The sequence below is a fragment of the Pantoea sp. ACRSB genome (assembly GCF_022346905.1).
Classification (GTDB): Bacteria; Pseudomonadota; Gammaproteobacteria; order Enterobacterales; family Enterobacteriaceae; genus Pantoea; species Pantoea piersonii.
Window position 1 is genome coordinate 334,179 of the sequence record NZ_JAKRNL010000001.1, and the last position, 21,844, is coordinate 356,022.

General features: G+C 59.0%; 22 protein-coding genes and 1 pseudogene. 14 read left to right on the forward strand and 9 right to left on the reverse strand.

Going from position 1 to position 21,844, the window contains the following annotated elements:
* Nucleotides 1-33 precede the first annotated feature (33 nt).
* The 7 genes from icmH to MHZ89_RS01645 are packed head-to-tail and all read left to right on the forward strand — an operon-like array spanning nt 34 to nt 8,470.
* Nucleotides 34-1,251 carry a type IVB secretion system protein IcmH/DotU gene (gene icmH, locus MHZ89_RS01615; protein ID WP_311781587.1) on the forward strand — a complete coding sequence of 406 codons (1,218 nt, stop codon included), beginning with the start codon at nt 34-36 and terminating at the stop codon, nt 1,249-1,251.
* Complete coding sequence (tssM, locus tag MHZ89_RS01620) at nt 1,251-3,365, forward strand: type VI secretion system membrane subunit TssM (protein WP_311781588.1); 2,115 nt, start codon at nt 1,251-1,253, stop codon at nt 3,363-3,365. Before icmH ends, tssM begins: the two co-directional genes overlap by 1 nt.
* 14 nt (nt 3,366-3,379) lie before the next feature.
* Nucleotides 3,380-4,078: a type VI secretion system-associated protein TagF gene (tagF, locus tag MHZ89_RS01625; RefSeq protein WP_311781589.1), complete on the forward strand. Its 699-nt coding sequence runs from the start codon at nt 3,380-3,382 to the stop codon at nt 4,076-4,078.
* A 36-nt stretch (nt 4,079-4,114) separates the two neighbouring features.
* Nucleotides 4,115-5,239: a type VI secretion system-associated FHA domain protein TagH gene (tagH, locus tag MHZ89_RS01630; protein WP_311781590.1), complete on the forward strand. Its 1,125-nt coding sequence runs from the start codon at nt 4,115-4,117 to the stop codon at nt 5,237-5,239.
* Entirely contained in the window at nt 5,236-6,012 is a 777-nt protein-coding gene (locus MHZ89_RS01635; protein WP_311781591.1) for a serine/threonine-protein phosphatase, read from the forward strand. The genes tagH and MHZ89_RS01635 overlap by 4 nt, the downstream gene beginning before the upstream one ends.
* Nucleotides 6,013-6,026: 14 nt before the next feature.
* The gene (locus MHZ89_RS01640) at nt 6,027-6,980 is read left to right on the forward strand and encodes a hypothetical protein (RefSeq protein ID WP_311781592.1); all 954 of its coding nucleotides are present in this window, start codon (nt 6,027-6,029) and stop codon (nt 6,978-6,980) included.
* 44 nt (nt 6,981-7,024) lie between these two features.
* Nucleotides 7,025-8,470, forward strand: a complete 1,446-nt coding sequence (locus MHZ89_RS01645; RefSeq protein WP_311781593.1) for a serine/threonine-protein kinase — start codon at nt 7,025-7,027, stop codon at nt 8,468-8,470.
* A 37-nt stretch (nt 8,471-8,507) separates the two neighbouring features.
* Here MHZ89_RS01645 and MHZ89_RS01650 read toward each other — a convergent pair whose 3' ends face one another.
* Nucleotides 8,508-9,185, reverse strand: coding sequence for a gamma-glutamylcyclotransferase (locus MHZ89_RS01650; RefSeq protein WP_311781594.1), 678 nt, complete (start codon nt 9,183-9,185; stop codon nt 8,508-8,510).
* 190 nt (nt 9,186-9,375) lie between these two features.
* Nucleotides 9,376-9,606 carry a putative cation transport regulator ChaB gene (chaB, locus tag MHZ89_RS01655; RefSeq protein ID WP_311781595.1) on the reverse strand — a complete coding sequence of 77 codons (231 nt, stop codon included), beginning with the start codon at nt 9,604-9,606 and terminating at the stop codon, nt 9,376-9,378.
* A 372-nt stretch (nt 9,607-9,978) separates the two neighbouring features.
* On the opposite strand from chaB, the gene chaA reads away from it, so the two are divergent.
* Entirely contained in the window at nt 9,979-11,070 is a 1,092-nt protein-coding gene (chaA, locus tag MHZ89_RS01660) for a sodium-potassium/proton antiporter ChaA (RefSeq protein ID WP_311781596.1), read from the forward strand.
* An 83-nt stretch (nt 11,071-11,153) separates the two neighbouring features.
* Here chaA and kdsA read toward each other — a convergent pair whose 3' ends face one another.
* From kdsA to hemA, 6 genes are read right to left on the reverse strand one after another with little or no spacing between them, the layout of a single operon-like run.
* Nucleotides 11,154-12,008, reverse strand: a complete 855-nt coding sequence (gene kdsA / locus MHZ89_RS01665; protein WP_311781597.1) for a 3-deoxy-8-phosphooctulonate synthase — start codon at nt 12,006-12,008, stop codon at nt 11,154-11,156.
* A gap of 26 nt (nt 12,009-12,034) precedes the next feature.
* A complete protein-coding gene (gene sirB1 / locus MHZ89_RS01670) occupies nt 12,035-12,844 on the reverse strand; it encodes an invasion regulator SirB1 (protein WP_311781598.1) in 810 nt (269 codons plus the stop codon).
* A complete protein-coding gene (locus MHZ89_RS01675) occupies nt 12,841-13,239 on the reverse strand; it encodes a SirB2 family protein (RefSeq protein ID WP_120452279.1) in 399 nt (132 codons plus the stop codon). Before MHZ89_RS01675 ends, sirB1 begins: the two co-directional genes overlap by 4 nt.
* A gap of 12 nt (nt 13,240-13,251) precedes the next feature.
* A complete protein-coding gene (prmC, locus tag MHZ89_RS01680) occupies nt 13,252-14,085 on the reverse strand; it encodes a peptide chain release factor N(5)-glutamine methyltransferase (protein WP_311781599.1) in 834 nt (277 codons plus the stop codon).
* Entirely contained in the window at nt 14,085-15,167 is a 1,083-nt protein-coding gene (prfA, locus tag MHZ89_RS01685) for a peptide chain release factor 1 (RefSeq protein ID WP_120452275.1), read from the reverse strand. The genes prmC and prfA overlap by 1 nt, the downstream gene beginning before the upstream one ends.
* Nucleotides 15,168-15,210: 43 nt before the next feature.
* A complete protein-coding gene (gene hemA, locus MHZ89_RS01690; RefSeq protein ID WP_311781600.1) occupies nt 15,211-16,467 on the reverse strand; it encodes a glutamyl-tRNA reductase in 1,257 nt (418 codons plus the stop codon).
* A 216-nt stretch (nt 16,468-16,683) separates the two neighbouring features.
* On the opposite strand from hemA, the gene lolB reads away from it, so the two are divergent.
* From lolB to prs, 3 genes are all read left to right on the forward strand, one after another.
* Nucleotides 16,684-17,307, forward strand: a complete 624-nt coding sequence (gene lolB / locus MHZ89_RS01695) for a lipoprotein insertase outer membrane protein LolB (protein ID WP_311781601.1) — start codon at nt 16,684-16,686, stop codon at nt 17,305-17,307.
* Nucleotides 17,304-18,161, forward strand: coding sequence for a 4-(cytidine 5'-diphospho)-2-C-methyl-D-erythritol kinase (gene ispE, locus MHZ89_RS01700; protein WP_311781602.1), 858 nt, complete (start codon nt 17,304-17,306; stop codon nt 18,159-18,161). The genes lolB and ispE overlap by 4 nt, the downstream gene beginning before the upstream one ends.
* 137 nt (nt 18,162-18,298) lie before the next feature.
* On the forward strand, nt 18,299-19,246 hold the full coding sequence (gene prs, locus MHZ89_RS01705) for a ribose-phosphate diphosphokinase (RefSeq protein WP_006118899.1): 948 nt from the start codon (nt 18,299-18,301) through the stop codon (nt 19,244-19,246).
* A 60-nt stretch (nt 19,247-19,306) separates the two neighbouring features.
* Here prs and ychH read toward each other — a convergent pair whose 3' ends face one another.
* Nucleotides 19,307-19,576, reverse strand: a complete 270-nt coding sequence (ychH, locus tag MHZ89_RS01710; RefSeq protein WP_311781603.1) for a stress-induced protein YchH — start codon at nt 19,574-19,576, stop codon at nt 19,307-19,309.
* A 262-nt stretch (nt 19,577-19,838) separates the two neighbouring features.
* On the opposite strand from ychH, the gene pth reads away from it, so the two are divergent.
* The 3 genes and pseudogenes from pth to MHZ89_RS01725 all read left to right on the forward strand — a co-directional run.
* Nucleotides 19,839-20,426 carry an aminoacyl-tRNA hydrolase gene (gene pth / locus MHZ89_RS01715; protein ID WP_120452265.1) on the forward strand — a complete coding sequence of 196 codons (588 nt, stop codon included), beginning with the start codon at nt 19,839-19,841 and terminating at the stop codon, nt 20,424-20,426.
* Nucleotides 20,427-20,530: 104 nt separating this feature from the next.
* A complete protein-coding gene (gene ychF, locus MHZ89_RS01720) occupies nt 20,531-21,622 on the forward strand; it encodes a redox-regulated ATPase YchF (protein ID WP_311781604.1) in 1,092 nt (363 codons plus the stop codon).
* Nucleotides 21,623-21,711: 89 nt separating this feature from the next.
* Nucleotides 21,712-21,834: pseudogene (locus tag MHZ89_RS01725) on the forward strand (tolA family protein); the annotation flags it as partial.
* Nucleotides 21,835-21,844 lie beyond the last annotated feature (10 nt).

The following is a 21,844-nucleotide window of genomic DNA, read 5'->3' on the forward strand; positions in this document are numbered from 1 at the left end:
GGGATTTGTTCTTGTCTGGAAGAATCCCCGTTAATGACACAAGAATCGCAGGCCGCAGAGGTGAACGCCTCGGGCAACGATAATCTTTTATTACAGGCTGCGGCGCCGCTGCTGAATGCCGTGGTGCAGCTTCGCCAGGCGATCACGCACGACGACCCCGCGGGCCTGCGTCAGTCGCTGATTGATGAAATCCGTCAGTTCGAGCAGCGCTGCAAACAGGCCGGGCTGCCGTTCGAGATGATTATCGGCGCGCGCTACTGCCTGTGCAGCGCGCTGGATGAGGCTGCCGCTCAAACCCCATGGGGCACGCGCGGCGTCTGGTCAGGCAACGGCATGCTGGTTACCTTCCATAACGAAAGCTGGGGCGGCGAAAAATTTTTCCAGCTGCTGTCGCGCATATCGCAGAGTCCGGCCCAGCATCTCTGGCTGCTGGAGATGGTGCACTACTGTCTGCTGCTCGGCTACGAAGGCCGCTATCGCGGCAGCGACAGCGGACGGGTGCAGTGCGACGCCATCCGCAAGCGCCTTGCGAAGCTGATTGAGGAAACGCGGCAGCCGCAAAGCGAGAACGCCAGGCCGCTGGTCGAGGTGCATCCGCTGGTCAGCAGCATCTCCCGCCCGATGATTCCGCTCTGGGCTTGCGCTACCCTCGCCGCGCTGATCGCCTGCCTGCTCTACAGCGCCCTTAACTGGCGGCTGGGCAACGACGCCGAACCGCTGCTGCGTGCGATTTACCAGACGCCGCTGCCGCAGATCACCGTCGGGCGTCGCCCCTCCTCGCCCCAGGCGCTGCTTGATTTGCGTCAGCGCCTCAACGACGTGATTGCCGCCGGTCAGCTTGAAGTCAGCGACGGCGCCTTCGGCAGTAAAGTGATTATCCCCGCCGATAAGCTGTTCGCCGAACAGGGCACCGCCATTAATCCGGTGGGCCGCGCGCTGCTGGCCCGCGTCGCCACGGCGATGAAGAACGTTAAAGGTACGGTGCTGGTGTCGGTCTTTACCGACAATCGTCCGGTAGATAACAGCCGCTTCGCCTCCAGCTATGAATTTTCCTTCGCTCGCGCCCGCGCGGTGACGCAGCTGTTGCAGACGCAGCTTGCCGACGGCCACGCGATCCGTTCTGAAGGACGCGGCGACAGCGATCCGCTGCTGCCCAACGACAGCAATGAAAACCGGACACGCAATCGTCGCGTTGAGATCACCCTGTTTGCCGCGCCGGAAACGCTTGGCAATCATCAAGGAGCTCAGTAATGCGCGCATCCTTACGCCCTGTTTTGACCCATCGCCTGCTCTGGAGCTTTATCGGCGTTACGGCGCTGAGCTGCCTCGTCTGGATCCTCGGCCCGCTCTGGAGCTGGGGGGAAACCCGACCGCTGGAGCCTGAACTGCCGCGCCAGCTGACGGTAGGCGCACTCTTTTTTATCTGGATTTTGTTTCAGTTTATCCCTTCGCTCTATCGCGCCTGGTTTAACAGCAAGCTGCTCACTACGCTACAGCAGACCAGCGCGGAAGATCTCTCTGAGCGGCAGGCGACTGAAGAGCTGCTTACTCAGCGCTTCAGCGAGGCGGTGACGCAGCTAAAACGCATGCCCTTTAGCCGCAAGAGCAACAGCCGCTGGCTGGCGCGCATGCACTCCAGCTATCTCTATCAGCTGCCGTGGTATCTGGTAATCGGCGCTCCTGGCGCGGGTAAAACTACCGCGCTGCTGAATGCCGGGCTCGATTTTCCCCTGACCGACAGCGTCGGCAAAACCGCAATCCGCGGCGTCGGTGGCACCCGCCACTGCGACTGGTGGTTTACCGACCAGGCGGTGCTGATCGACACCGCCGGACGCTATACCCTGCAGGAGAGCCAGCGCGCGCGCGACGCCGGGGAGTGGCACAGCTTTATTAACCTGCTGAAGCGCTACCGCACGCGCCAGCCGATCAACGGCGTGATCATGACGCTCAGCGTGGCCGATCTGCTGAGTGAATCCGCCGAGACGCGCTTTGCCCAGGCGAGCGCCATGCGCAACCGCCTGAGCGAGCTGCACCAGCAGACCGGTATTCACTTTCCGGTTTATGTAATGGTGACCAAGACCGATCTGCTGAAGGGGTTTATGGGCTATTTCGGCGCGCTGGAGAAACGCCAGCGCGACGCTATCTGGGGCTTTACCTTCCCCTGGGAGCCGGGCAAGCCGCATAAAGACGACTGGCATCGCAGCTTTAATCAGCAGTTCCACCGTCTGGAGCGTCAGCTTCAGCAGCAGCTGAGCCACAAAATGGCGCAGGAGCGTGACCTTAACCAGCGCGCCGACTGTTTCCTCTTTCCGCAGGAGTTCGCCTCGCTGCGCCCGCTGCTGAACGAGTATCTCGACGTGGTTTTCTCCGGTCAGCAGGAGTCGATCGCCTGGAGCGCCCGCGGACTCTTTTTTACCAGCGGCACCCAGGAGGGCCTGCCCTTCGACCGCATTATGGGCGAGCTGAGCCGCAAGCTGCAGCTGCCGCAGGCGAGCGGTCAGACCATCGCCGCCTGGGACAGCGTTAACCGCAACAGCCCGATTCCCGGCAATAAGGGGCAGAGCTTTTTTATTCGCGATCTCCTCAGCGATCTGGTGTTTCGCGAAAGCGGCCTTGCCGGCAGCAACCGCCACTGGGAGCACCGTAATCAGCTGTTTCACTGGATTGGTTACGGCGTGCTGGCGGGCGCGCTGACTATCGCCTCGGGACTCTGGCTGATTAGCTTTTTCCAGAATCAGCGTTATCTCAGCCAGGTGGCGGATCGCGTGCCGACCATCGTGAAGCAGAGCCAGCAGGTGATCCATCAGCCAGCCGATAATATTTTTGATCTGCTTCCCTTTTTGAACAACCTGGTGAAATTGCCGCTCTCCGATCATTTTTCTCTGGATAATCCGCCTGTTACTATGCGCGCCGGGCTTTATCGCGGCACCCAGGTCAGCGACGCGGCCTGGGCGCTTTATCAAAATGCGCTAAAGTCTTTGCTATTACCGCGCGTCGCGCAGCAGATCACTAATCTGCTGCGAAACGACAAGGGCGATGATAATGAATACAGCCGCAACGCGCTGCGTGCCTATCAGATGCTCTACCAGCCGCGCAACTATGACGGTGAATTTCTGCGCGCCTGGCTGATGCAGAATTTGCAGCACTCGCTGCCTGAGAACGTCAGCGCGCGCGATCTGCAGCAGCTCGACTGGCACCTCAGCCAGCTGCTGGATCAGCAGATTCAGTCTTCGCCCTATGCGCGCGACAATGCGCTGATGATGCGTAAACTTGCGGAAAATCTTAAAAATGCGGGTCGGGAAGGCAGCGCGCTGGCCGTCACCCCTGCGGTGGCCGCGAAGCGATTGACCGCGCATAGCGAGTAATGATGAGGTGAGAGATGGCTGCGATCGTCGCTCCCGGCTGGTACGGGAAGCTCCCCTCAACCGGCGATTTCCTGCGCCACCGGTTGAGTGAAAAACATATCGCGCCCTGGACCCACTGGTTTCAGCAAGGGCTGATGCACTGGCACAGCCAGGAGCAGGCGGCCACCAGCTGGTTTCTGCAGGCGCCAGTGTGGAACTTCGTCCTGCCGGTTACGCCGGGGGTGCAGCAGGTGCAGATGGGCTGCCTGATGCCCTCATGTGACCGCGTGGGGCGCGCCTGGCCGCTGCTGGCGCTGCGCACCTTTCCGCTCAGCCAGTGGCATCCGGCACAGCTCGCCATATCCGGCGACTGGTTTCAGGACTTAGGCGCCACGCTCTACCAGGCGGTACGGGTGCAGATCGCCGCCGCGCAGCTGGAGCAGCAGATTCAGGCGTTGCCGCCGCTGCTGGTGCCGGAGAAGCAGCGCTCCGACATTATGGAGGTGATTGGTTTCAGCGATCTGCCCTGTACCCTGAGCTGGCGCGAGGCGGCGGACCGGTTCGATCCGCAGCAGCATATCAGCTACTGGTGGACCAATCGCTGCGATGGCTTCGCCCATGCGACCCACAAGCACAGCGGCAACCTGACGGCGCAACTGTTTTCACTACTTTTTAACCCGGCGGCAGGTACACAGCCGGGACGTAACGGCCTCTATCCGCCAATGTTCGAATAACGGCCTTGCGTTTGCCCATCAGACACGGGATGACTCATGCAATTTACCATTGTGCAGTGCAATACGGATGTTCCGGTAAAAACCGTGGCGTTTCAGCCGCCCGGCGGCACTATTGGCCGTAGCCAGGATAACGATCTGGTATTGCCGGATGAATCGCGCGCCATTTCGCGTTTGCAGGCGCTGGTACACCTTTCCGCCGACGGCGAGTGTCGCCTGACCAGCCAGGGCAGCGTAACCTCGGTGGTGCATAACGGCGTCGTGCTGGATCGGGGCATGCAGGTTCGGCTGCAGCATGGCGATGCGCTGCAAATTGGCGAATACCAGATTGCGGTACAGGACCCGGCGCGCGCCGACGCGGCGAAAGATGACCCGCTGGCGCTGTTTGTCAGTGAGATGCAGCTGGAGGAGGATCCGCTGGGCCTCGACGCAGAGCCGGTGGAAAGCGTTGTCTCTGCGTCCCCTGCCGCATCGCGCCACAGCGACGCGCGGCTGGCGATCGAACCGCAAAAAAGCGAGTCGCCGCGTTTGACCGGTGCCGCTTTGCAGGATCAGGAAAAACTGATCGCCGCGCTGCTGGAGGGCATGGGGCTGAGCAACGGCCACGCCACCCCTATTGATGAAGAGCAGATGCGCGTTACGGGACGTATGCTTAGCCTCTTTTCTCAGGGTACGGTCGCGCTGCTGTCGTCGCGCCAGATCCTGAAGCGCGGCGTTAAGGCGGATATGACAATGATCCTGAATGAGGCGAATAACCCCTTTAAGATCCTGCCTTCCGGGAAAACGGTGCTGATGCAGATGTATCAGAGCCAGATGCCCGGCTTTATGCCGCCGGAGCAGGCGGTGCGCGACGCGCTGGTGGATCTGCAGGCGCATCAGCTTGGCATGATCGCCGGTATTCGCGCGATTATCGCCGCCATGCTGCAGTCGTTTAACCCGCAGCGTCTGGAAGAGCAGGCGCGCAGCGAGGGCGTTCTGCCCAGGCTCCCCTTCTCTGTCGCCCGAAAAGCCGCGCTCTGGGATTACTTTACGCGCAATTATCAGCGCACCGCCGGCGAGATTGAAGATGACTTCCATACCCTGTTCGGCGAGGCCTTTCTGCACGCCTACGACGTGGAAGTCAACCAGTACAAAGATTCGCAGACCCGGACGGATGAAGCATGAAGATTGTTTTTGCCAGTCGCTGCCAGCAGGGGCTGCGCGATGAGAACCAGGACCGCACCGGCGCGGAAATTACCGAGGAGAAAGCCTGCTTTGTGGTATGCGACGGCGTGGCGGGCCTGTCCGGCGGCGATCGCGCCGCGCAGCTGGTGCGCGACACCCTGCTGGCCGAGCTGAATGACCAGCCCCGGCTGACGCCGGAGAATACCCACGCGGCGATTGAGCACTGCCGCGCGGCGCTGCGGCAGGCGCAGGCGCAGCAGCCTGGTTTTTCGCAGATGAGCACTACGCTGGCCGCCCTGTTTATTGACCGCCCGCAGCGGCGCGCCTGGTGGGCGCACGCCGGTGACAGCCGGGTTTATCATTTTCGCCACGGCGCGCTGTTCGACGTCACGCGCGATCACAGTCTGGCGCAGCAGCTAAAGGATGCAGGCTATGAAAATACCGGCATTAACAGTAATTTACTTTATAATGCGCTCGGCGCGGATCCAGCACGTCCGGTTACCTTTTCCGCCGAGCTGGCGCTGGAGGATGGCGACGCCTTTCTGGTCTGCACTGACGGATTCTGGCTTAACCTGACGACCAGGGAGATGGAGCAGGCATTGCGTATGGTAAATGCCTGCGAAGAGTGGCTGGCCCTGATGGAAAAAGCGGTCAGCCGCAGCGTGAAGAAGGATAATCTCAGCGCGCTCTCTGTGTGGATCGGCGAACCTCAGGACGCCACGTTGCTTTATTCTGCGGCGGATTCGGCACGCTTTCTGCCGCCCCGCGACTGATACCAGGGATCATTATGAAATTATGGTTGTCCGGCATTGCGACCTTGCTTATCGCCTTCAGCGCGCAGGCCGAAGATTATCGCGTGGTTTATTCCCCCAGCCTGGCGCTGGAGGTCTTTATTGATGGCGTAAAAAGCAAAGCGCCCGATGACTGGTGCAAAGAGTCGCTGCCGCTGCGCATCGTGTCGGGTAAAAGCACCGACTCTGCTGTGCTGACGACGTTTTTACCGCGTGTCGGCACGCTGCTGGCGAACCAGTGCGGCACGCTGGACGAACTGCCCTGGCAAATGACTAACAAAGAGGGCGGCGTACTGGCCAGCGGCAGCGCCAGCAAACTGCAAAACTGGCGGCCCATTGTGATGGCTGACGCCACCGCCAGCGCCAGCGCCGCTAACGCCGCGCCGCTCGATCTGTCACGTCCGGCCAATACCGCGCCGCTGCAGCATTTCGATCTGCCTGGCGGCTGCCGCTTCCGCACCTCATGGGACGCCGATGGACAGTCGCTGTTTATTCCCGACAGCGCGAAAGCGCAGTGCCCACAGGACGGCTGGCTGGAAGGCAAAAGCGAGATAATCTTAGCGGATAAGGGGAAAAACAGGCCTCTGCCGGTCACCTTTTATCAGGGCTACCCTGTTGCGAATCTGGCGATTTCCGGCAACTCGCTGCAAATCGTGGCCGTCAATAAAGAGCGCATGATCGTCACGCGCGCCGATGCGGCGGACAGCTGGCTGGTGCTGCCTTTCGACGAGGCGAGCCACGTCTGGCGCTTTAACGGCGCGCTACTGGTCAAAATGGATAAGAATACGGCGCAGCAGGACCCTGACGCCGTGAAATCGCGGGTGGAAACGTTGCGCGGTCTTTGGGGACCGCAGTTTATGCCACAGCAAAAAGTGAATGTGTTACTGATCGACACCCTGCACGCCGATCTGGTTGATCCGGCGATAGGTGCGTGGCGTAACATCAATTAATTACAGCGCAGCCTGCCTGCCAGGCGGTGTTCAGAGAGTTCACTATGTCGGCAAATGATAATCAAAAAGCGGTGCCCAACGCGCTCCCTGCGGGATACCGTTTTAACGAGTTTGAAATCAAGGAAGTGATTGGCGGCGGCGGTTTTGGCATCGTTTACCGCGCGTGGGATCATCAGCTCGAACGCACCATCGCTATTAAAGAGTATATGCCGGTATCGCTGGCGGTACGCGCAGAGGATATGTCGCTTGAGCTACGCGGCGAGCGCTATCAGAAGCTTTTTAATGCCGGTCTGACCAGCTTTATTCAGGAGGCGCGTCTGCTGGCGCGCTTTAACCATCCCGGCCTGCTGCACGTGCTGCGCTTCTGGGAACAGAACGGCACCGCCTATATGGGCACGCTCTACTACAGCGGCATGACGCTGAAAGAGTGGCAGCTTACCAGCCCGGATGCGGTGAACGAAGCCTGGATCCGTCGCCTGCTGCCGCCGCTGTTCGGCGCCATCAGCACGATTCATCAGGCGGGCTATCTGCATCGTGATATTTCGCTGGATAATATTCAGATTCAGGAAAACCAGCTGCCGGTTCTGCTCGACTTCGGCTCGGCGCGCAAAGAGATCGGCAATCTGTCAGACGAAACCGAGATTATGCTGAAGCCGGGCTTCGCGCCGATTGAGCAGTACAGCGAAGAGGGTGAAAACGAACAAGGCCCCTGGACAGATATTTACGCGCTCGGCGCGGTGCTGCACAGCCTGATCACCAGCAATCCGCCGCCGGTCAGCGTGGTGCGCTGCATCGAGGATAACTACCAGCCGCTGGTTGAACGTAAGCCAGCGGGCTATTCGCTGCCGCTGCTGCACGCGGTGGACTGCGCGCTGGCGATGAAGCCCGCCGATCGCCCGCAGTCGATTGACGCTTTTGCGGCGCTGATTGACCTGCCCGTCAGCGACGTGGAGGCGGTGGTTAATAGTCTGCAGCCTGCGCCGGAGCCGCTGCCTGCGCCAGCCCCGGCGCCCGTTGTTGAGGAAGAGGAGATCGTTACGCCTGCGCCGGTGGTGATGGCGGTGAATCACGGTTCGGCCAGCGTTGAGCCGGTGACGCCGCGCAACGTGCGTCGTTTGTCGCCGGGTCTGGTGGCGCTGGCGGCGGTCGCGCTGCTGGCGGTGATCGTGGTAACCTGGCTAACTAACAGACGCGACGCGACGCCGGAAAACGCAGCGCCGGCCGTTGCTGCTAACTCGGGCGTCAATAATTCGCCGCCGGCAGCAGCCACGCCCGCCGCGCTGGCGACGGTCTATCTTAAACTGGAACGCGGCGCCAACGTGGTGCTGAACGGTCAGCCAGTTGAGGTGAAAACCGGCAACAACGGTTTCGCCGCGCTTAATCTGGCGGCAGGTCAGTATCGTATTGAAGTGCACTCAGGAACCAGCATGCGCGCGCAGTCGCTGGTGATTGATAAGCCAGGCACCTGGCTGCTGAATCCGGGGAACTGATGCGCTTTCGCGGCGTGGATCGGCACGCCGCGAGCCGCTACCCCTGCGCGCAGTGCATTCCCGCCTGTAGCGCGCGCACCTGATGCGCCAGACGGCTTAAGCTCTCCTCCTCCATGCCGCGCTTCGCCAGTTCCTGCTCCAGCGAAAAGAGATATTGCGCGTTGCTGCCCAGCGGGCCGCTTGCCGCCGCGATCAGCGGCGCGACAGCCTCCGGGCAGGAGTCAGATTCATAGAGTGGATGGCGCGGGTCCATGATAAAGGCCAGCGCGGTCACGCTGCGGCCATCCTCCAGCATCAGCTCACACCAGGTCGGCAGATAGCAGCCGGTGATCATCTCGCGCTTCCACAGCAGCTCCAGCTCTTCATGCAGGCGCGTCTCCGGCAGGCGAAACGCCAGCCCGCTGGTTGATCCGCCCTCTTTCAGCGCCAGCATGCGGCCGGGATGGGACGAGGTGCCGCGTCCGGCAATCAGGCGCAGGCAGAAGGCGCGGTGCCAGCCTTCCAGCGTGCCGGATGCAACCTCGTCCGCTTCAAAAATGGGGTTCCACATCAGCGAGCCATAGCCGAAGATCCAGACCGGGCTCTGGTCGGGACGACAGGCCAGCGTGGCTGCCAGCGATGCGGCGCGCTGCTCGCAGCTCCAGAGCAGGGACTCTTCAATATCGCCGAATGACGTTTTGCAGTCTGCTTTTAATAAAAATTCTCGGGTTAACAATGCGACCTCCTGACTTCTCTTACATCCTGTCGAACATGCTCCCTGGTTAAATCGACATACGGGCGACGCGGTGAGCGGCAACGTTAGCTGACATTATGCATTTTCCGCAACGCTTTCAAGGCCAGGAATAAGCAACAAATTTAAAGTAATTTAAGAAAAAGGCCAGTATCACTGGCCTTTTCGTGGAGGGTTACTTTTTCGGGTGCCACTTATCGTCATCGCCCTTTTCGTACTCCTTTTTCACCGCCGACCAGGCAACTTTGTGAGCGACCTCTTCCTGCGACTCATCGCCGCGGCGCTCATCCTTGTCTTTGTACTGATCCCAGGCGCTGTTAAAAGCCTTCTGATAGATCTCCTGCGCGTGCGGGGGCAGTACATGTTTAACGTTGTCCGGCAGCGCTTCATGGTTCTTATACGGCATTGCATCTCCTCCATTCAGGGCCTTATCTAAGCCTGGCGTATGCGCAAAAAATTTCAACCCTGGCTTTCATTGCGGTACCACGCACAAGTAGAATAAAGCCGCTAAAAATCGTGGTTATCCTGTCAAAAAACCGCAAATAAAGCAGTTGAGCTTGCTTTACTCAAACAGTTAACCAAATGAAATTTAATAGCTAATTTATCTTTACCGCATCTTTTACCGCAGTTGAAGATTATTTTACTGAAAGTAAAAAGTGGTAAATTTTCCACATAGCAAACGGTGAAAAGTTACACTCTCTGACGACATAAAAGTTCTACTCTTTTTGTGAAGCCCCGTTTGGGTTTCGCCGAAGCTTTTCCCTTAAGAGGATGGTGAATGACTACCTATGAAAAAACACGTCACAAAGAGTTCTCGCTGATACTTCCCCTCGCCGCCCTTGGCGTCCTGTTCTTCACCGGCGGAGCAAACGGCCTGCCCGTGGTTATCGGCATCAACCTGCTGGCGCTGGTCGCGATCCTCAGCAGCGCGTTTAGCGTGGTGCGCCATGCCGACGTGCTGGCGCACCGGCTGGGTGAACCTTACGGCTCGCTGATCCTGAGTCTGTCGGTGGTTATCCTTGAGGTCAGCCTGATCTCCGCGCTGATGGCGACCGGCGACGCCGCGCCAGCCCTGATGCGCGACACGCTCTACTCCATCATTATGATCGTCACTGGCGGGCTGGTCGGGTTCTCGCTGCTGCTGGGCGGGCGTAAGTTCGCCACTCAGTATGTGAATCTCGCCGGGGTAAAGCAGTATCTGATCGCCATCTTTCCGCTGGCGATACTGGTGCTGGTATTTCCCAACGCGCTGCCGGGCGGCAACTTCACTACCACCCAGGCGCTGCTGATTGCGGCGATTTCGGCAGCGATGTATGGCGTTTTCCTGCTGATCCAGACGCGCACGCATCAGAGCCTGTTTGTCTACGAGCATGAGGACGACAGCGACGATGGCGACCCCCATCACGGCAAGCCTTCTGCGCACAGCAGCGTCTGGCATACCGTCTGGCTGATCGTGCATCTGATTGCGGTTATCAGCGTCACCAAGATGAACGCCACGACGCTGGAGCAACTGCTGTCGGAGTTTAATGCGCCTGCGCAGTTCACCGGCTTTCTGGTCGCGCTGCTGATCCTGTCGCCGGAAGGACTGGGCGCGCTGAAGGCGGTGCTGATGAATCAGGTACAACGTGCCATGAATCTCTTCTTCGGCTCCGTACTGGCGACCATTTCTCTGACCGTACCGGCGGTAACAATTATCGCCACGCTGACCGGCCAGCAGCTGGTGTTTGGCCTTGAGCCGCCGCAGATGGTCATGATGTCGGCGGTGCTGATCCTGTGCCAGATCTCTTTTTCCACCGGACGCACCAATGTGCTGAACGGCGCCGCGCACCTGGCCTTATTCGCGGGCTATCTCCTTACCATCATGCTTTAGCAACCCGCCGCGCCCAGGCAGCAAAGCGACGAAAAAAAAGAGCGATCTCTCGCTCTTTTTTATTTTGCCCGGTGAAGCGCAGCTTATTTGCTGGTATCCAGCTCCGGGAAGCTCTTCACCAGATCGTCAATCGCCTTCATCTGCACCAGGAACGGCTCAAGCTTATCCAGCGGCAGCGCGGACGGGCCGTCGCATTTTGCGTGATCCGGATCCGGATGCGCTTCGATAAACAGACCGGCAATACCGACCGCCATACCGGCACGCGCCAGCTCGCCCACCTGAGCGCGACGGCCGCCAGAGGCAGCGCCGAACGGATCGCGCGTCTGCAGCGCATGGGTCACGTCAAAAATCACCGGGCTGTTATTGGTGACTTTCTTCATGACGTTAAAGCCAAGCATGTCGACAACCAGATTGTCATAGCCAAAGTTGCTGCCGCGATCGCACAGAATAACTTTATCGTTGCCGCCTTCCGCGAACTTATCCACGATATTGCCCATCTGACCCGGGCTGACGAACTGCGGCTTCTTCACGTTGATGACCGCGCCGGTTTTCGCCATCGCTTCAACCAGGTCGGTCTGACGCGCCAGAAACGCCGGCAGCTGGATCACATCCACCACGTCGGCCACCGGCTGCGCCTGCGCTGGCTCGTGCACGTCGGTAATGATCTTCACGCCAAACGCCTGCTTCAGCTCCTGGAAAATCTTCATGCCCTCTTCGAGGCCTGGACCGCGATAGGATTTGATGGAAGAGCGGTTCGCCTTGTCAAAAGAGGCCTTGAACACGTACGGAATGCCGAGCTTGTCGGTGACCTTAACGTAGTGTTCGCAAATACGCATGGCGAGATCGCGCGATTCCAGCACGTTCATGCCGCCAAACAGCACAAATGGCAGATCGTTAGCGACCTTGATATCACCAATAGTGACGACTTTCTGAGTCATGCCCTTTCCTTAACTGTGTGGTGCGCTTAGTGCAGCGTCACCTGTTTCTGTTCAATTGCGTGAATTTGCACTTTGATCATTTCGCTGACCGGGTCTTCAGGACAGTGCTCAACGAAATAAGTTAAATCGTTTAACGCAATATGCTCGCATTCCAGCTGAGCATAGATCAAACCGCGATCGCGAATCTCATAGGGATCGTCTGGATCGATCTGCAACAGCACCTGGCTCACGCCCAGCGCCAGCTCCATCTGCTTCTCCTCCATCAGCGCCGCTTTCATGGTGTCGAGCATCTTGCGCATCACGCTAATGGTCTTCGCCTCTTCCAGATCGTCGTCGTAGAGCTTCGCCGTGGGGCTGATATTGCCTTTCAGCCAGACTTCCAGCGTATGGGTATCCAGCGTCTCGCCGTTGAAGGGATTGATCAGCCACATATCGCCGTCAATCCAGTCTGCGCGCAAAATAAGCTGAGTGGGGAAAATAACCGGCATCAGCGGAATCTCCAGCGCCTGCGCGATATGCAGCAGGATCACACCCAGCGAGACCGCCGTTCCCTGGCGCGTCTTCAGCACTTTATCCAGCCACAGCGCGTCGGAAAGGTTATAGATGCCGCTGGCGCCGCCGAAGCCCCACTGTCGATAGAAAAGCTCCAGCAGCTTCTCCAGCTGCATATCGGCGTCCTGCTCGCTGCTTACATAGCGGCGGGCTTCCGCCACCAGCGCGGCCAGCTGCTCCTGTACGGAGGAGGCAGGAAAATCGGCGCGAATCGCTCGGGTCGCGCCAATCACCGCTTCACACAGCGGCGTCTGGCTAAAATCTAATTGTTCTGCGGAGGTCATACTATCCCCAATAATGGCATTTTGGTCACCGCCAGCTTAATCACTGTCACCAGCGCGACCAGCGCGACCAGGAAAGCGATCCAGCGCGTGCGGCTGGTGCGCGGGCGACGGCTTAATGCCACGGAACCTAAGGCGATGTAGATAATAACGCCTAAAAGCTTCTCCGTCAGCCAGCTTCCTTGCGGCGAGAAGGGGTAAAAGTGTGTAATGACCACCAGCAGCACGCCGGTAAGCAGTAAAAAGGTATCGTTAACGTGTGGCGTAATGCGCACCCAGCGGCGCTGTAGCAGCGCCGAACCGCTGCGCAGCCAGTAAAAACGCACGATAAAAAGCGCAATGCTGATAAATACTGTCAGCAGATGCAGTTGTTTAATCAGAGGATAGTAAGCGGCCATGGTACGTCCTTTTTAAGATGGAATATGACCGAGCGTGACGCGCGGATTGCCGCCGTAGTCATTCACGGTCTCGACCTGAAGAAAACCTTGCTGCTGCATCAGCGCGCGCACCGCCGCATCCTGCTGCCAGCCATGCTCCAGCAGCAGCCAGCCGCCAGGCGCAAGCCACTGCGGCGCCTGCGCGATCAGCAGGCGCAGATCCGCCAGCCCGGCTTCATCGGCCACCAGCGCGCTGCGCGGTTCAAAACGCACGTCGCCCTGCGAGAGATGACGATCGCACGCGTCGATATAGGGAGGATTGCTGACGATAAGGTCAAACCGCGCGGCGGACAGCGCGTCGAACCAGTGGCTCAGCATGAATTCAGCGTTGGCTATCGCCAGCCGCTCGGCGTTGCTTTGCGCCAGCGTTACGGCCGCCTCAATGCGATCGACGCCCAGCACCTGACAGTCAGGACGTTCGCTCGCCAGCGCCAGCGCGATTGCGCCAGTGCCGGTGCCGAGGTCGAGGATGCGCGACGGCGCGGCAGGCAGACGCGCCAGCGCCTGTTCTACCAGCACCTCGGTATCGGGACGCGGGATTAGGGTTGCGTCGGAGACGCGCAGCGGCAGCGACCAGAACTCGCGCTCGCCGACCAGATGCGCCACCGGCTCGCCCCGCACGCGCCGCGCCAGCAGCGCGTCGAGGCGCGCCAGCTGCTCTGGCAGCAGCGCGGTCTCATCAAACGCCACCAGCCAGCTGCGCGACTTACCAGTGACGAAACCGAGCAGGATCTCCGCGTCGCGCTTCGGGCTGTCGCCGCCCTGCAGAGCGGCGACAGCCTGTTTCATCCAGCTTTTAAAATCCATTACTCCTGACCAGCCAGCGCGGCCAGCTGATCGGCCTGATGCTCCTGCACGATCGGCTCAATCAGGTTATCCAGCTTGCCTTCCATGGTCTCGTCGAGGCGGTAAATGGTCAGGTTGATACGGTGATCGGTGACGCGCCCCTGCGGGAAATTGTAGGTGCGGATACGATCGGAACGGTCGCCGCTGCCCAGCAGGTTGCGGCGCGTGCTCGCCTCCGCCTCGTGGCGCTTCGCCATCTCCGCGGCGTGAATGCGCGCGCCCAGCACCGCCAGCGCTTTGGCTTTGTTTTTGTGCTGGGAACGCTCATCCTGACACTCCACCACGATGCCGGTCGGCAAGTGGGTGATACGGATAGCGGAGTCGGTGGTGTTAACGTGCTGACCGCCCGCGCCCGATGAGCGGAAGGTATCGATTTTCAGATCGGACGGATTGATATCCGGCAGCTCCGCTTCCGGCACTTCCGGCATCACCGCAACGGTGCAGGCGGAAGTATGGATACGTCCCTGAGATTCGGTTTCCGGCACGCGCTGCACGCGGTGACCGCCCGATTCGAACTTCAGACGGCCATAGGCACCTTCGCCAGTCACGCGCGCGATTACCTCTTTATAACCGCCGTGTTCGCCCTCGTTGGCGCTGACGATCTCCACGCGCCAGCGGCGGGCTTCGGCGTAGCGGCTGTACATGCGGAATAGATCGCCGGCGAAGATCGCCGCCTCGTCGCCGCCGGTGCCGGCGCGCACTTCGATAAAGCAGGCGCGTTCGTCATCAGGGTCTTTCGGCAGCAGCAGGACCTGCAGCTGCTGCTCCAGCCGCTCGCTCTCTTCGCGCGCCTGCTGCAGCTCTTCCTGCGCCATATCGCGCATTTCCGCATCATCCAGCATCATCTGGGCGGTTTCGATATCTTCCTGCGTCTGCTGCCACGCGCGGAAACATTGGGTAACGTCGGTTAGCTGGGCATATTCACGCGAAAGCGCGCGGAAGCGGTCTTGATCGGCGATTACGCTGGCATCGCCCAGCATCGCTTCCACTTCTTCGTGGCGCTCCTGCAGCGCTTCCAGTTTGGCAACAATAGAGGTTTTCATGTCGTGATGGGATTCTCGTCACAGAGGGCAACAGCCCGGGAGTCTACTCGAGACCGAGGCTGTCGCGAAGCAATTGCAGGCGTTCAGTGTCGCCGTCGCGGGCGGCCTGCTGCAGAGATTTGGTTGGTGCGTGAATTAAACGGTTGGTCAGCTTATGCGCCAGCTCCTGCAACACTTTTTGCGGATCTGCGCCCTGTTGCAGCGCGGCCAGCGCGCGAGATTCAAGATCGGCGCGCACGCTTTCCGCCTGAGAGCGGTATTCGCGAATTGTCTCTACCGCGCTCTGCGCGCGCAGCCAGGACATAAATTCGCCGCTCTCCTGCACCACGATGCTTTCGGCCTGGACGGCGGCGGCTTTGCGCTGCGCCATATTTTGCTCGATGATCGCCTGCAGATCGTCAACGCTGTAGAGATAGGCGTTAGGCAGCTTGCCTACTTCCGGCTCGACGTCGCGCGGCACAGCGATATCCACCAGCAGCATCGGTTTGTTGCGGCGCGCTTTCAGCGCACGCTCCATCATCCCTTTGCCGATAATCGGCAGCGGGCTGGCGGTGGAGGAGATAACGATATCGGCATCGACCAGGCGCGCATCGATCTCAGCCAGGTCGATGACTTCTGCGCCTACCTCTTCCGCCAGGCGCTCGGCGCGCTCGCGCGTGCGGTTGGCGATAATCAGCTTCTGCACTTTATGCTCGCGCAGATGGCGCGCCACCAGCTCGATGGTTTCACCTGCGCCAACCAGTAGCACATTCACCGTCGATAGAGATTCAAAGATCTGGCGCGCCAGGGTACAGGCGGCGAACGCAACCGACACCGCGCTGGCGCCGATTTCCGTCTCGGTGCGCACCCGTTTGGCGACCGAGAAGGTTTTCTGAAACATGCGTTCCAGTTCGCTGCTCAGCGCATGGCCGCGCTGCGAATCGGCGAAGGCTTTTTTCACCTGGCCGAGGATTTGCGGTTCGCCCAGCACCAGCGAGTCAAGGCCGCTCGCTACGCGCATTAGATGGCTTACCGCCGCATTGTCCTGATGCCAGTAAAGACTTTGACGCACGTCCTCTTCATTGAGATGGTGATAATCACACAGCCAGCGCACCAGGCGCTCCTGCAGATCCGCCTGCTGTTCTACGCTAAGGTAGAGTTCAGTGCGGTTACAGGTAGAGAGAACGACGCCGCTCTGCACCATTGGCTGGGAAAGCAGGCTGTCGAGCGCCTGTTCCAGCACGTCCGGCCCGAACGCGACGCGTTCGCGCAGCGCGACAGGTGCAGTTTTATGATTGATTCCGAGAGCGAGCAGCGTCATGGCGATAAAAGTTGGGTTGTCCCAATAATGTCAGGGTTTTGTGAGGCGCATTCTACAAGATGCGGCAGATCATGAAAAGCCATACAAAGGCTATGACTGTAATAAGATTAAACTGATCGTGCGCAATTTTCCTCTAATCGGCATTGACGGTTTATAAGCGGATCGCTAGCGTTATCTGTTACGAATTAAAAACGTGTCCGAGGAGATGACCACGTGATGACCTTTTCACCACGCACTATGTTGCGCCTTTTGCCGCTGGCGAGCGCCCTGCTCACCGCCTGTGCCGTTCATCAACCGCAGGGGCCAGGTCCGAGCACCACCGCGCCGCAGTGGCAGCAACATCAGCAGGACGTGGCGAAAGTCACGCACTATCAGACGCGCGGCGCCTTCGCCTATCTTTCTGACAAGCAGAAAGTCTACGCGCGCTTTAACTGGCAGCAGACCGCTCCGGACCGCTATCGCCTGCTGCTGACCAATCCGCTCGGCAGCACCGAGCTGCAGCTTGACGCCCAGGGCGACACCGTGCAGCTGGTGGACAACAAAGGCAAGCGCTATGTCAGCAACGACGCGGAGAAGATGATCGCCCAGCTCACCGGCATGGATATTCCGCTCGCCAACCTGCGCCAGTGGATGATGGGCCTGCCCGGCGACGCCAGCGACTATCAGCTAAACAGCAGCTACCAGCTGAAGAGCCTGAACTACAGCAGCAACGGCCAGAAGTGGCAGGTCACTATTCAGGATTACGACAGCAAAACGACCCCGGCGCTGCCGGCGAACCTGGAGCTGCGCGAAGGCGACCAGCGCATCAAGCTGCGTATGGATAGCTGGACCTTGCAATGATCACCTCCTGGCCCGCTCCGGCAAAGCTTAACCTGTTTCTCTATATCACAGGCCGTCGCGCGGACGGCTACCACAATCTGCAAACCCTGTTTCAGTTTCTCGACTACGGCGATACGCTGCATATCACGCCCGACAGCAGCGGCCGCGTGACGCTGACCACGCCGGTTGACGGCGTTGCCCATGATGACAACCTCATCATTCGTGCCGCAGCGGCGCTGCGCCAGGCGGCGCAGGCCGGGAACAGACTGCCTGCCGACGCCGGCGCGCAGATAGCCATTGAAAAACGCCTGCCGATGGGCGGCGGACTGGGCGGCGGCTCGTCAAATGCCGCGACGGTGCTGGTGGCGCTTAATTATCTGTGGGATACCGGCCTCTCTTTTGAGGCGCTGGCGGAGCTTGGCGTTCAGCTTGGCGCGGACGTGCCGGTGTTTGTCAGAGGTTTCGCCGCCTTTGCGCAGGGCGTCGGCGAACAGCTTCAGCCTGCCGATCCGGCGGAGAAATGGTATCTGGTGGCGCATCCGGGCGTGAGCATTCCAACCCCATTAGTGTTTAACGATCCGCAGCTTACGCGAGACTCGCCAGTGCGTTCGCTGGCGGCGCTTTTATCTACACCCTTCCACAATGATTGTGAGGCAGTAGTAAGAAAACGTTTTCGCGAGGTTGATGAGCTTGTTTCCTGGCTGCTAGAATACGCGCCGTCGCGCCTGACTGGCACTGGCGCCTGCGTGTTTGCCGAATTTGACACGGAGTCCGCCGCTCGTCAGGTGCTGGAACTCGCCCCGAAATGGGTATGCGGATTTGTTGCGCGAGGCGTTAACGTCTCGCCTCTGCATCGCACCCTTTCCGGGCTGTAAGCGCATGTGTGACAGTGTCACCCTGTTCCAGACGCTGCACTCTGTGCATTAACACACCCGTATGAACATGCGCTGCGGTATGCGCCGGTTACCGTAACGCCGTTCATTCTCTGGACGCAAAGCCTGAGGTTCTTCTCGTGCCTGATATGAAGCTATTTGCTGGTAACGCCACCCCGGAACTAGCACAACGTATTGCCAACCGCCTTTACACTAGCCTCGGAGACGCCGCAGTGGGCCGTTTCAGCGATGGCGAAGTGAGTGTACAAATTAATGAAAATGTACGCGGTGGTGATATTTTCATCATCCAGTCCACCTGTGCTCCCACCAATGATAATCTGATGGAACTGGTTGTGATGGTCGACGCGCTGCGTCGAGCTTCTGCTGGTCGTATTACCGCGGTTATTCCTTACTTCGGCTATGCCCGTCAGGACCGCCGCGTGCGTTCCGCGCGCGTGCCAATCACCGCTAAAGTGGTCGCGGATTTCCTTTCCAGCGTTGGCGTCGATCGCGTTCTGACGGTCGATCTTCACGCCGAGCAAATCCAGGGCTTCTTTGACGTCCCGGTTGATAACGTTTTCGGCAGCCCTATTCTGCTGGAAGACATGCTGCAAATTGGTCTGGAAAACCCGATTGTGGTTTCTCCGGACATCGGTGGCGTCGTACGTGCTCGTGCGATCGCTAAACTCCTCAACGATACCGATATGGCTATCATCGATAAACGTCGTCCGCGCGCTAACGTTTCTCAGGTAATGCACATCATCGGCGACGTGGCAGGCCGCGACTGCGTGCTGGTCGACGATATGATCGACACCGGCGGCACGCTGTGCAAAGCGGCGGAAGCGCTGAAAGAGCGCGGCGCGAAACGCGTTTTCGCTTACGCAACGCACCCCATCTTCTCCGGCAACGCGGTTGAGAATCTGCGTAAATCGGTCATCGACCAGGTTATCGTCTGCGACACCATCCCTCTTTCTGAAGAGATGAAGTCGCTGCCGAACGTGCGTACCCTGACCCTTTCCGGCATGCTGGCTGAAGCGATCCGTCGTATCAGCAACGAAGAGTCTATCTCGGCGATGTTCGAGCATTAATTCTTTGCTAAATAAAAAACCGGGCCACGCGCCCGGTTTTTTTATGTGCGGTGCCAACCGTTAATGATGCGGCGTGCGGCGACAGCGCTCGTCATAGTGGCGGTGCCAGAAATAGCGGTCTTCGATCTTTTCTCGCCCGCTGACGCGCGCACCTGCCAGCCATAACAGCGCGCCAATAAAGATGCCCAGAATAGCGGCCTGCGCCAGCAGAGCGGGCATCTGGATGCTCGGCAGCTGGTTAAGCACTGAGAAAAAGATGCTGGAAACCATCACGATCAGCCCCACAATCATCATGGCGTTTCCTGCTTTTCGACAATGTTGATGTTTCATAACTCACCTCTGTCCATATGAACAAGCAATTAAAACCGCACGTAATGTTAACCTGCCATAAGTTTAGGCAATGACTGGCCCTGAATTTGCGTCCAGGATCACACAACGCTCACAAACATTGACGAAGCTTTACGCGCAGCAGCTTGATTTCAAAATAAATTAGTTAATCACGCTGCGTAACCAACTATCCCGACGAAGTTTGTTCTCTTTCCTGCCGCGAAGTACACTAACGCCTTTTCCATACCTGAGCAGGATAATCATCGTGAGCAGCATTAAACTGATTGTGGGCCTGGCCAATCCCGGCGCAGAGTACGCCGCGACGCGGCATAACGCGGGCGCCTGGTATCTCGATTTACTGGCGGAGCGCCATAATCAGTCGTTAAAGGAAGAGGCGAAATTTTTCGGCTATACCGCACGCATTAGCCTGGCGGGTGAAGATGTGCGTCTGCTGGTGCCGACAACCTTTATGAACCTCAGCGGCAAAGCCGTGGCGGCAATGGCGACCTTTTTCCGCATCACGCCGGAAGAGATTCTGGTGGCGCACGATGAGCTGGATCTGCCGCCTGGCGTGGCGAAATTCAAGCAGGGCGGCGGGCATGGCGGCCATAATGGCCTGAAAGACATCATCAGCAAACTCGGCAACAACAATAATTTTCATCGCCTGCGTATCGGCATCGGCCATCCAGGCGATCGCAATAAGGTGACCGGCTTTGTGCTGGGCAGGCCACCCGCCAGCGAGCAGAAGCTGATCGACGATGCTATTGATGAAGCGGCGCGCTGCACTGAAGTGTGGCTGAAAGAGGATCGTCTGAAGGCGATGAACCGGCTGCACGCGTTCAAGGCGAGCTAAACGCCCTGCCCGCGCGATTTCTGTGTATAATGCGCCAACTTTTTTTCGTTTCCGGCAATGCCTGCAAGCAGGCGTTGCACCTCAAGTTAGAAGGGTAATCAACCATGGGATTCAAATGCGGTATCGTGGGCCTGCCGAACGTCGGTAAATCCACCCTGTTCAACGCGCTGACTAAAGCGGGCATCGAAGCGGCTAACTTCCCCTTCTGCACCATTGAGCCCAACACCGGCGTAGTACCGATGCCGGATCCGCGCCTTGATCAGCTGGCGGAGATCGTCAAACCGCAGCGCCTGGTGCCGACCACCATGGAGTTCGTTGATATCGCGGGCCTGGTAAAAGGCGCGTCGAAAGGCGAAGGCCTGGGCAACCAGTTCCTGACCAATATCCGCGAAACCGAAGCGATCGGCCACGTGGTGCGCTGCTTCGAAAATGAAAACATCATTCACGTCGCGGGCAAAGTGAACCCGGCGGAAGATATCGACGTCATCAATACCGAACTGGCGCTCTCTGACCTTGAGACCTGCGAGCGCGCCATTCAGCGCGTGCAGAAGAAAGCCAAAGGCGGCGATAAAGATGCGAAAGTCGAGCTGGCTGCGCTGGAGAAGTGTCTGCCGCACCTGGAAAACGCCGGGATGCTGCGCGCGCTGAAGCTTGATGCCGACGAGAAAGCGGCAATCCGTTATCTCAGCTTCCTGACGCTGAAGCCGACCATGTATATCGCTAACGTCAACGAAGATGGTTTTGAGAACAACCCTTACCTGGATCAGGTACGCGCGATCGCCGAAGCGGAAGGCTCAGTAGTGGTACCGGTTTGCGCGGCGGTGGAATCAGATATCGCCGAGCTGGACGATGAAGAGCGCGACGAGTTTATGGCCGAGCTGGGCCTGGAAGAGCCGGGCCTGAACCGCGTTATCCGCGCCGGTTATGCGCTGCTGAACCTGCAGACCTACTTTACGGCCGGTGTGAAAGAAGTACGCGCCTGGACGATTCCGGTCGGTGCTACCGCGCCGCAGGCGGCGGGCAAGATCCATACCGATTTCGAAAAGGGCTTTATCCGCGCGCAGACCATCGCGTTTGAAGACTTTATCGCTTATAAAGGCGAACAGGGCGCGAAAGAAGCGGGCAAGATGCGTTCAGAAGGGAAAGAGTACATCGTGAAAGATGGTGATGTGATGAACTTCCTGTTCAACGTCTAAGCCTTTTTAATTTACTGCGGTTATCGCCTCTCCTGCGGCGCGATAACGCCTTAAAATCCACGCCAGCGCGCGTGGATTTTTTTATCTGAAATAAAGATTACTGTTTCGCTCTGGCCGAAGCGGCTACGCGAGCCAGGTTCCCTGCCTTTGCCGACCAGCATGTTTACGACGTGATGGGATCGGCGCGCTGGAATATGCAAGGACAGCCCTGAGCGACCATCC

Bases quoted from the DNA above. Each gene is read 5' to 3' on its own strand.
- MHZ89_RS01645 (WP_311781593.1), top strand. From the start codon at position 7,025: ATGTCGGCAAATGATAATCAAAAAGCGGTGCCCAACGCGCTCCCTGCG.
- hemA (WP_311781600.1), bottom strand. From the start codon at position 16,467: ATGACGCTGCTCGCTCTCGGAATCAATCATAAAACTGCACCTGTCGCG.
- MHZ89_RS01635 (WP_311781591.1), top strand. From the start codon at position 5,236: ATGAAGATTGTTTTTGCCAGTCGCTGCCAGCAGGGGCTGCGCGATGAG.
- lolB (WP_311781601.1), top strand. From the start codon at position 16,684: ATGACCTTTTCACCACGCACTATGTTGCGCCTTTTGCCGCTGGCGAGC.
- ychH (WP_311781603.1), bottom strand. From the start codon at position 19,576: ATGAAACATCAACATTGTCGAAAAGCAGGAAACGCCATGATGATTGTG.
- chaA (WP_311781596.1), top strand. From the start codon at position 9,979: ATGACTACCTATGAAAAAACACGTCACAAAGAGTTCTCGCTGATACTT.
- tssM (WP_311781588.1), top strand. From the start codon at position 1,251: ATGCGCGCATCCTTACGCCCTGTTTTGACCCATCGCCTGCTCTGGAGC.
- chaB (WP_311781595.1), bottom strand. From the start codon at position 9,606: ATGCCGTATAAGAACCATGAAGCGCTGCCGGACAACGTTAAACATGTA.
- tagF (WP_311781589.1), top strand. From the start codon at position 3,380: ATGGCTGCGATCGTCGCTCCCGGCTGGTACGGGAAGCTCCCCTCAACC.
- tagH (WP_311781590.1), top strand. From the start codon at position 4,115: ATGCAATTTACCATTGTGCAGTGCAATACGGATGTTCCGGTAAAAACC.
- kdsA (WP_311781597.1), bottom strand. From the start codon at position 12,008: ATGACTCAGAAAGTCGTCACTATTGGTGATATCAAGGTCGCTAACGAT.
- prmC (WP_311781599.1), bottom strand. From the start codon at position 14,085: ATGGATTTTAAAAGCTGGATGAAACAGGCTGTCGCCGCTCTGCAGGGC.
- ychF (WP_311781604.1), top strand. From the start codon at position 20,531: ATGGGATTCAAATGCGGTATCGTGGGCCTGCCGAACGTCGGTAAATCC.
- prfA (WP_120452275.1), bottom strand. From the start codon at position 15,167: ATGAAAACCTCTATTGTTGCCAAACTGGAAGCGCTGCAGGAGCGCCAC.
- MHZ89_RS01640 (WP_311781592.1), top strand. From the start codon at position 6,027: ATGAAATTATGGTTGTCCGGCATTGCGACCTTGCTTATCGCCTTCAGC.
- icmH (WP_311781587.1), top strand. From the start codon at position 34: ATGACACAAGAATCGCAGGCCGCAGAGGTGAACGCCTCGGGCAACGAT.
- MHZ89_RS01675 (WP_120452279.1), bottom strand. From the start codon at position 13,239: ATGGCCGCTTACTATCCTCTGATTAAACAACTGCATCTGCTGACAGTA.
- sirB1 (WP_311781598.1), bottom strand. From the start codon at position 12,844: ATGACCTCCGCAGAACAATTAGATTTTAGCCAGACGCCGCTGTGTGAA.
- ispE (WP_311781602.1), top strand. From the start codon at position 17,304: ATGATCACCTCCTGGCCCGCTCCGGCAAAGCTTAACCTGTTTCTCTAT.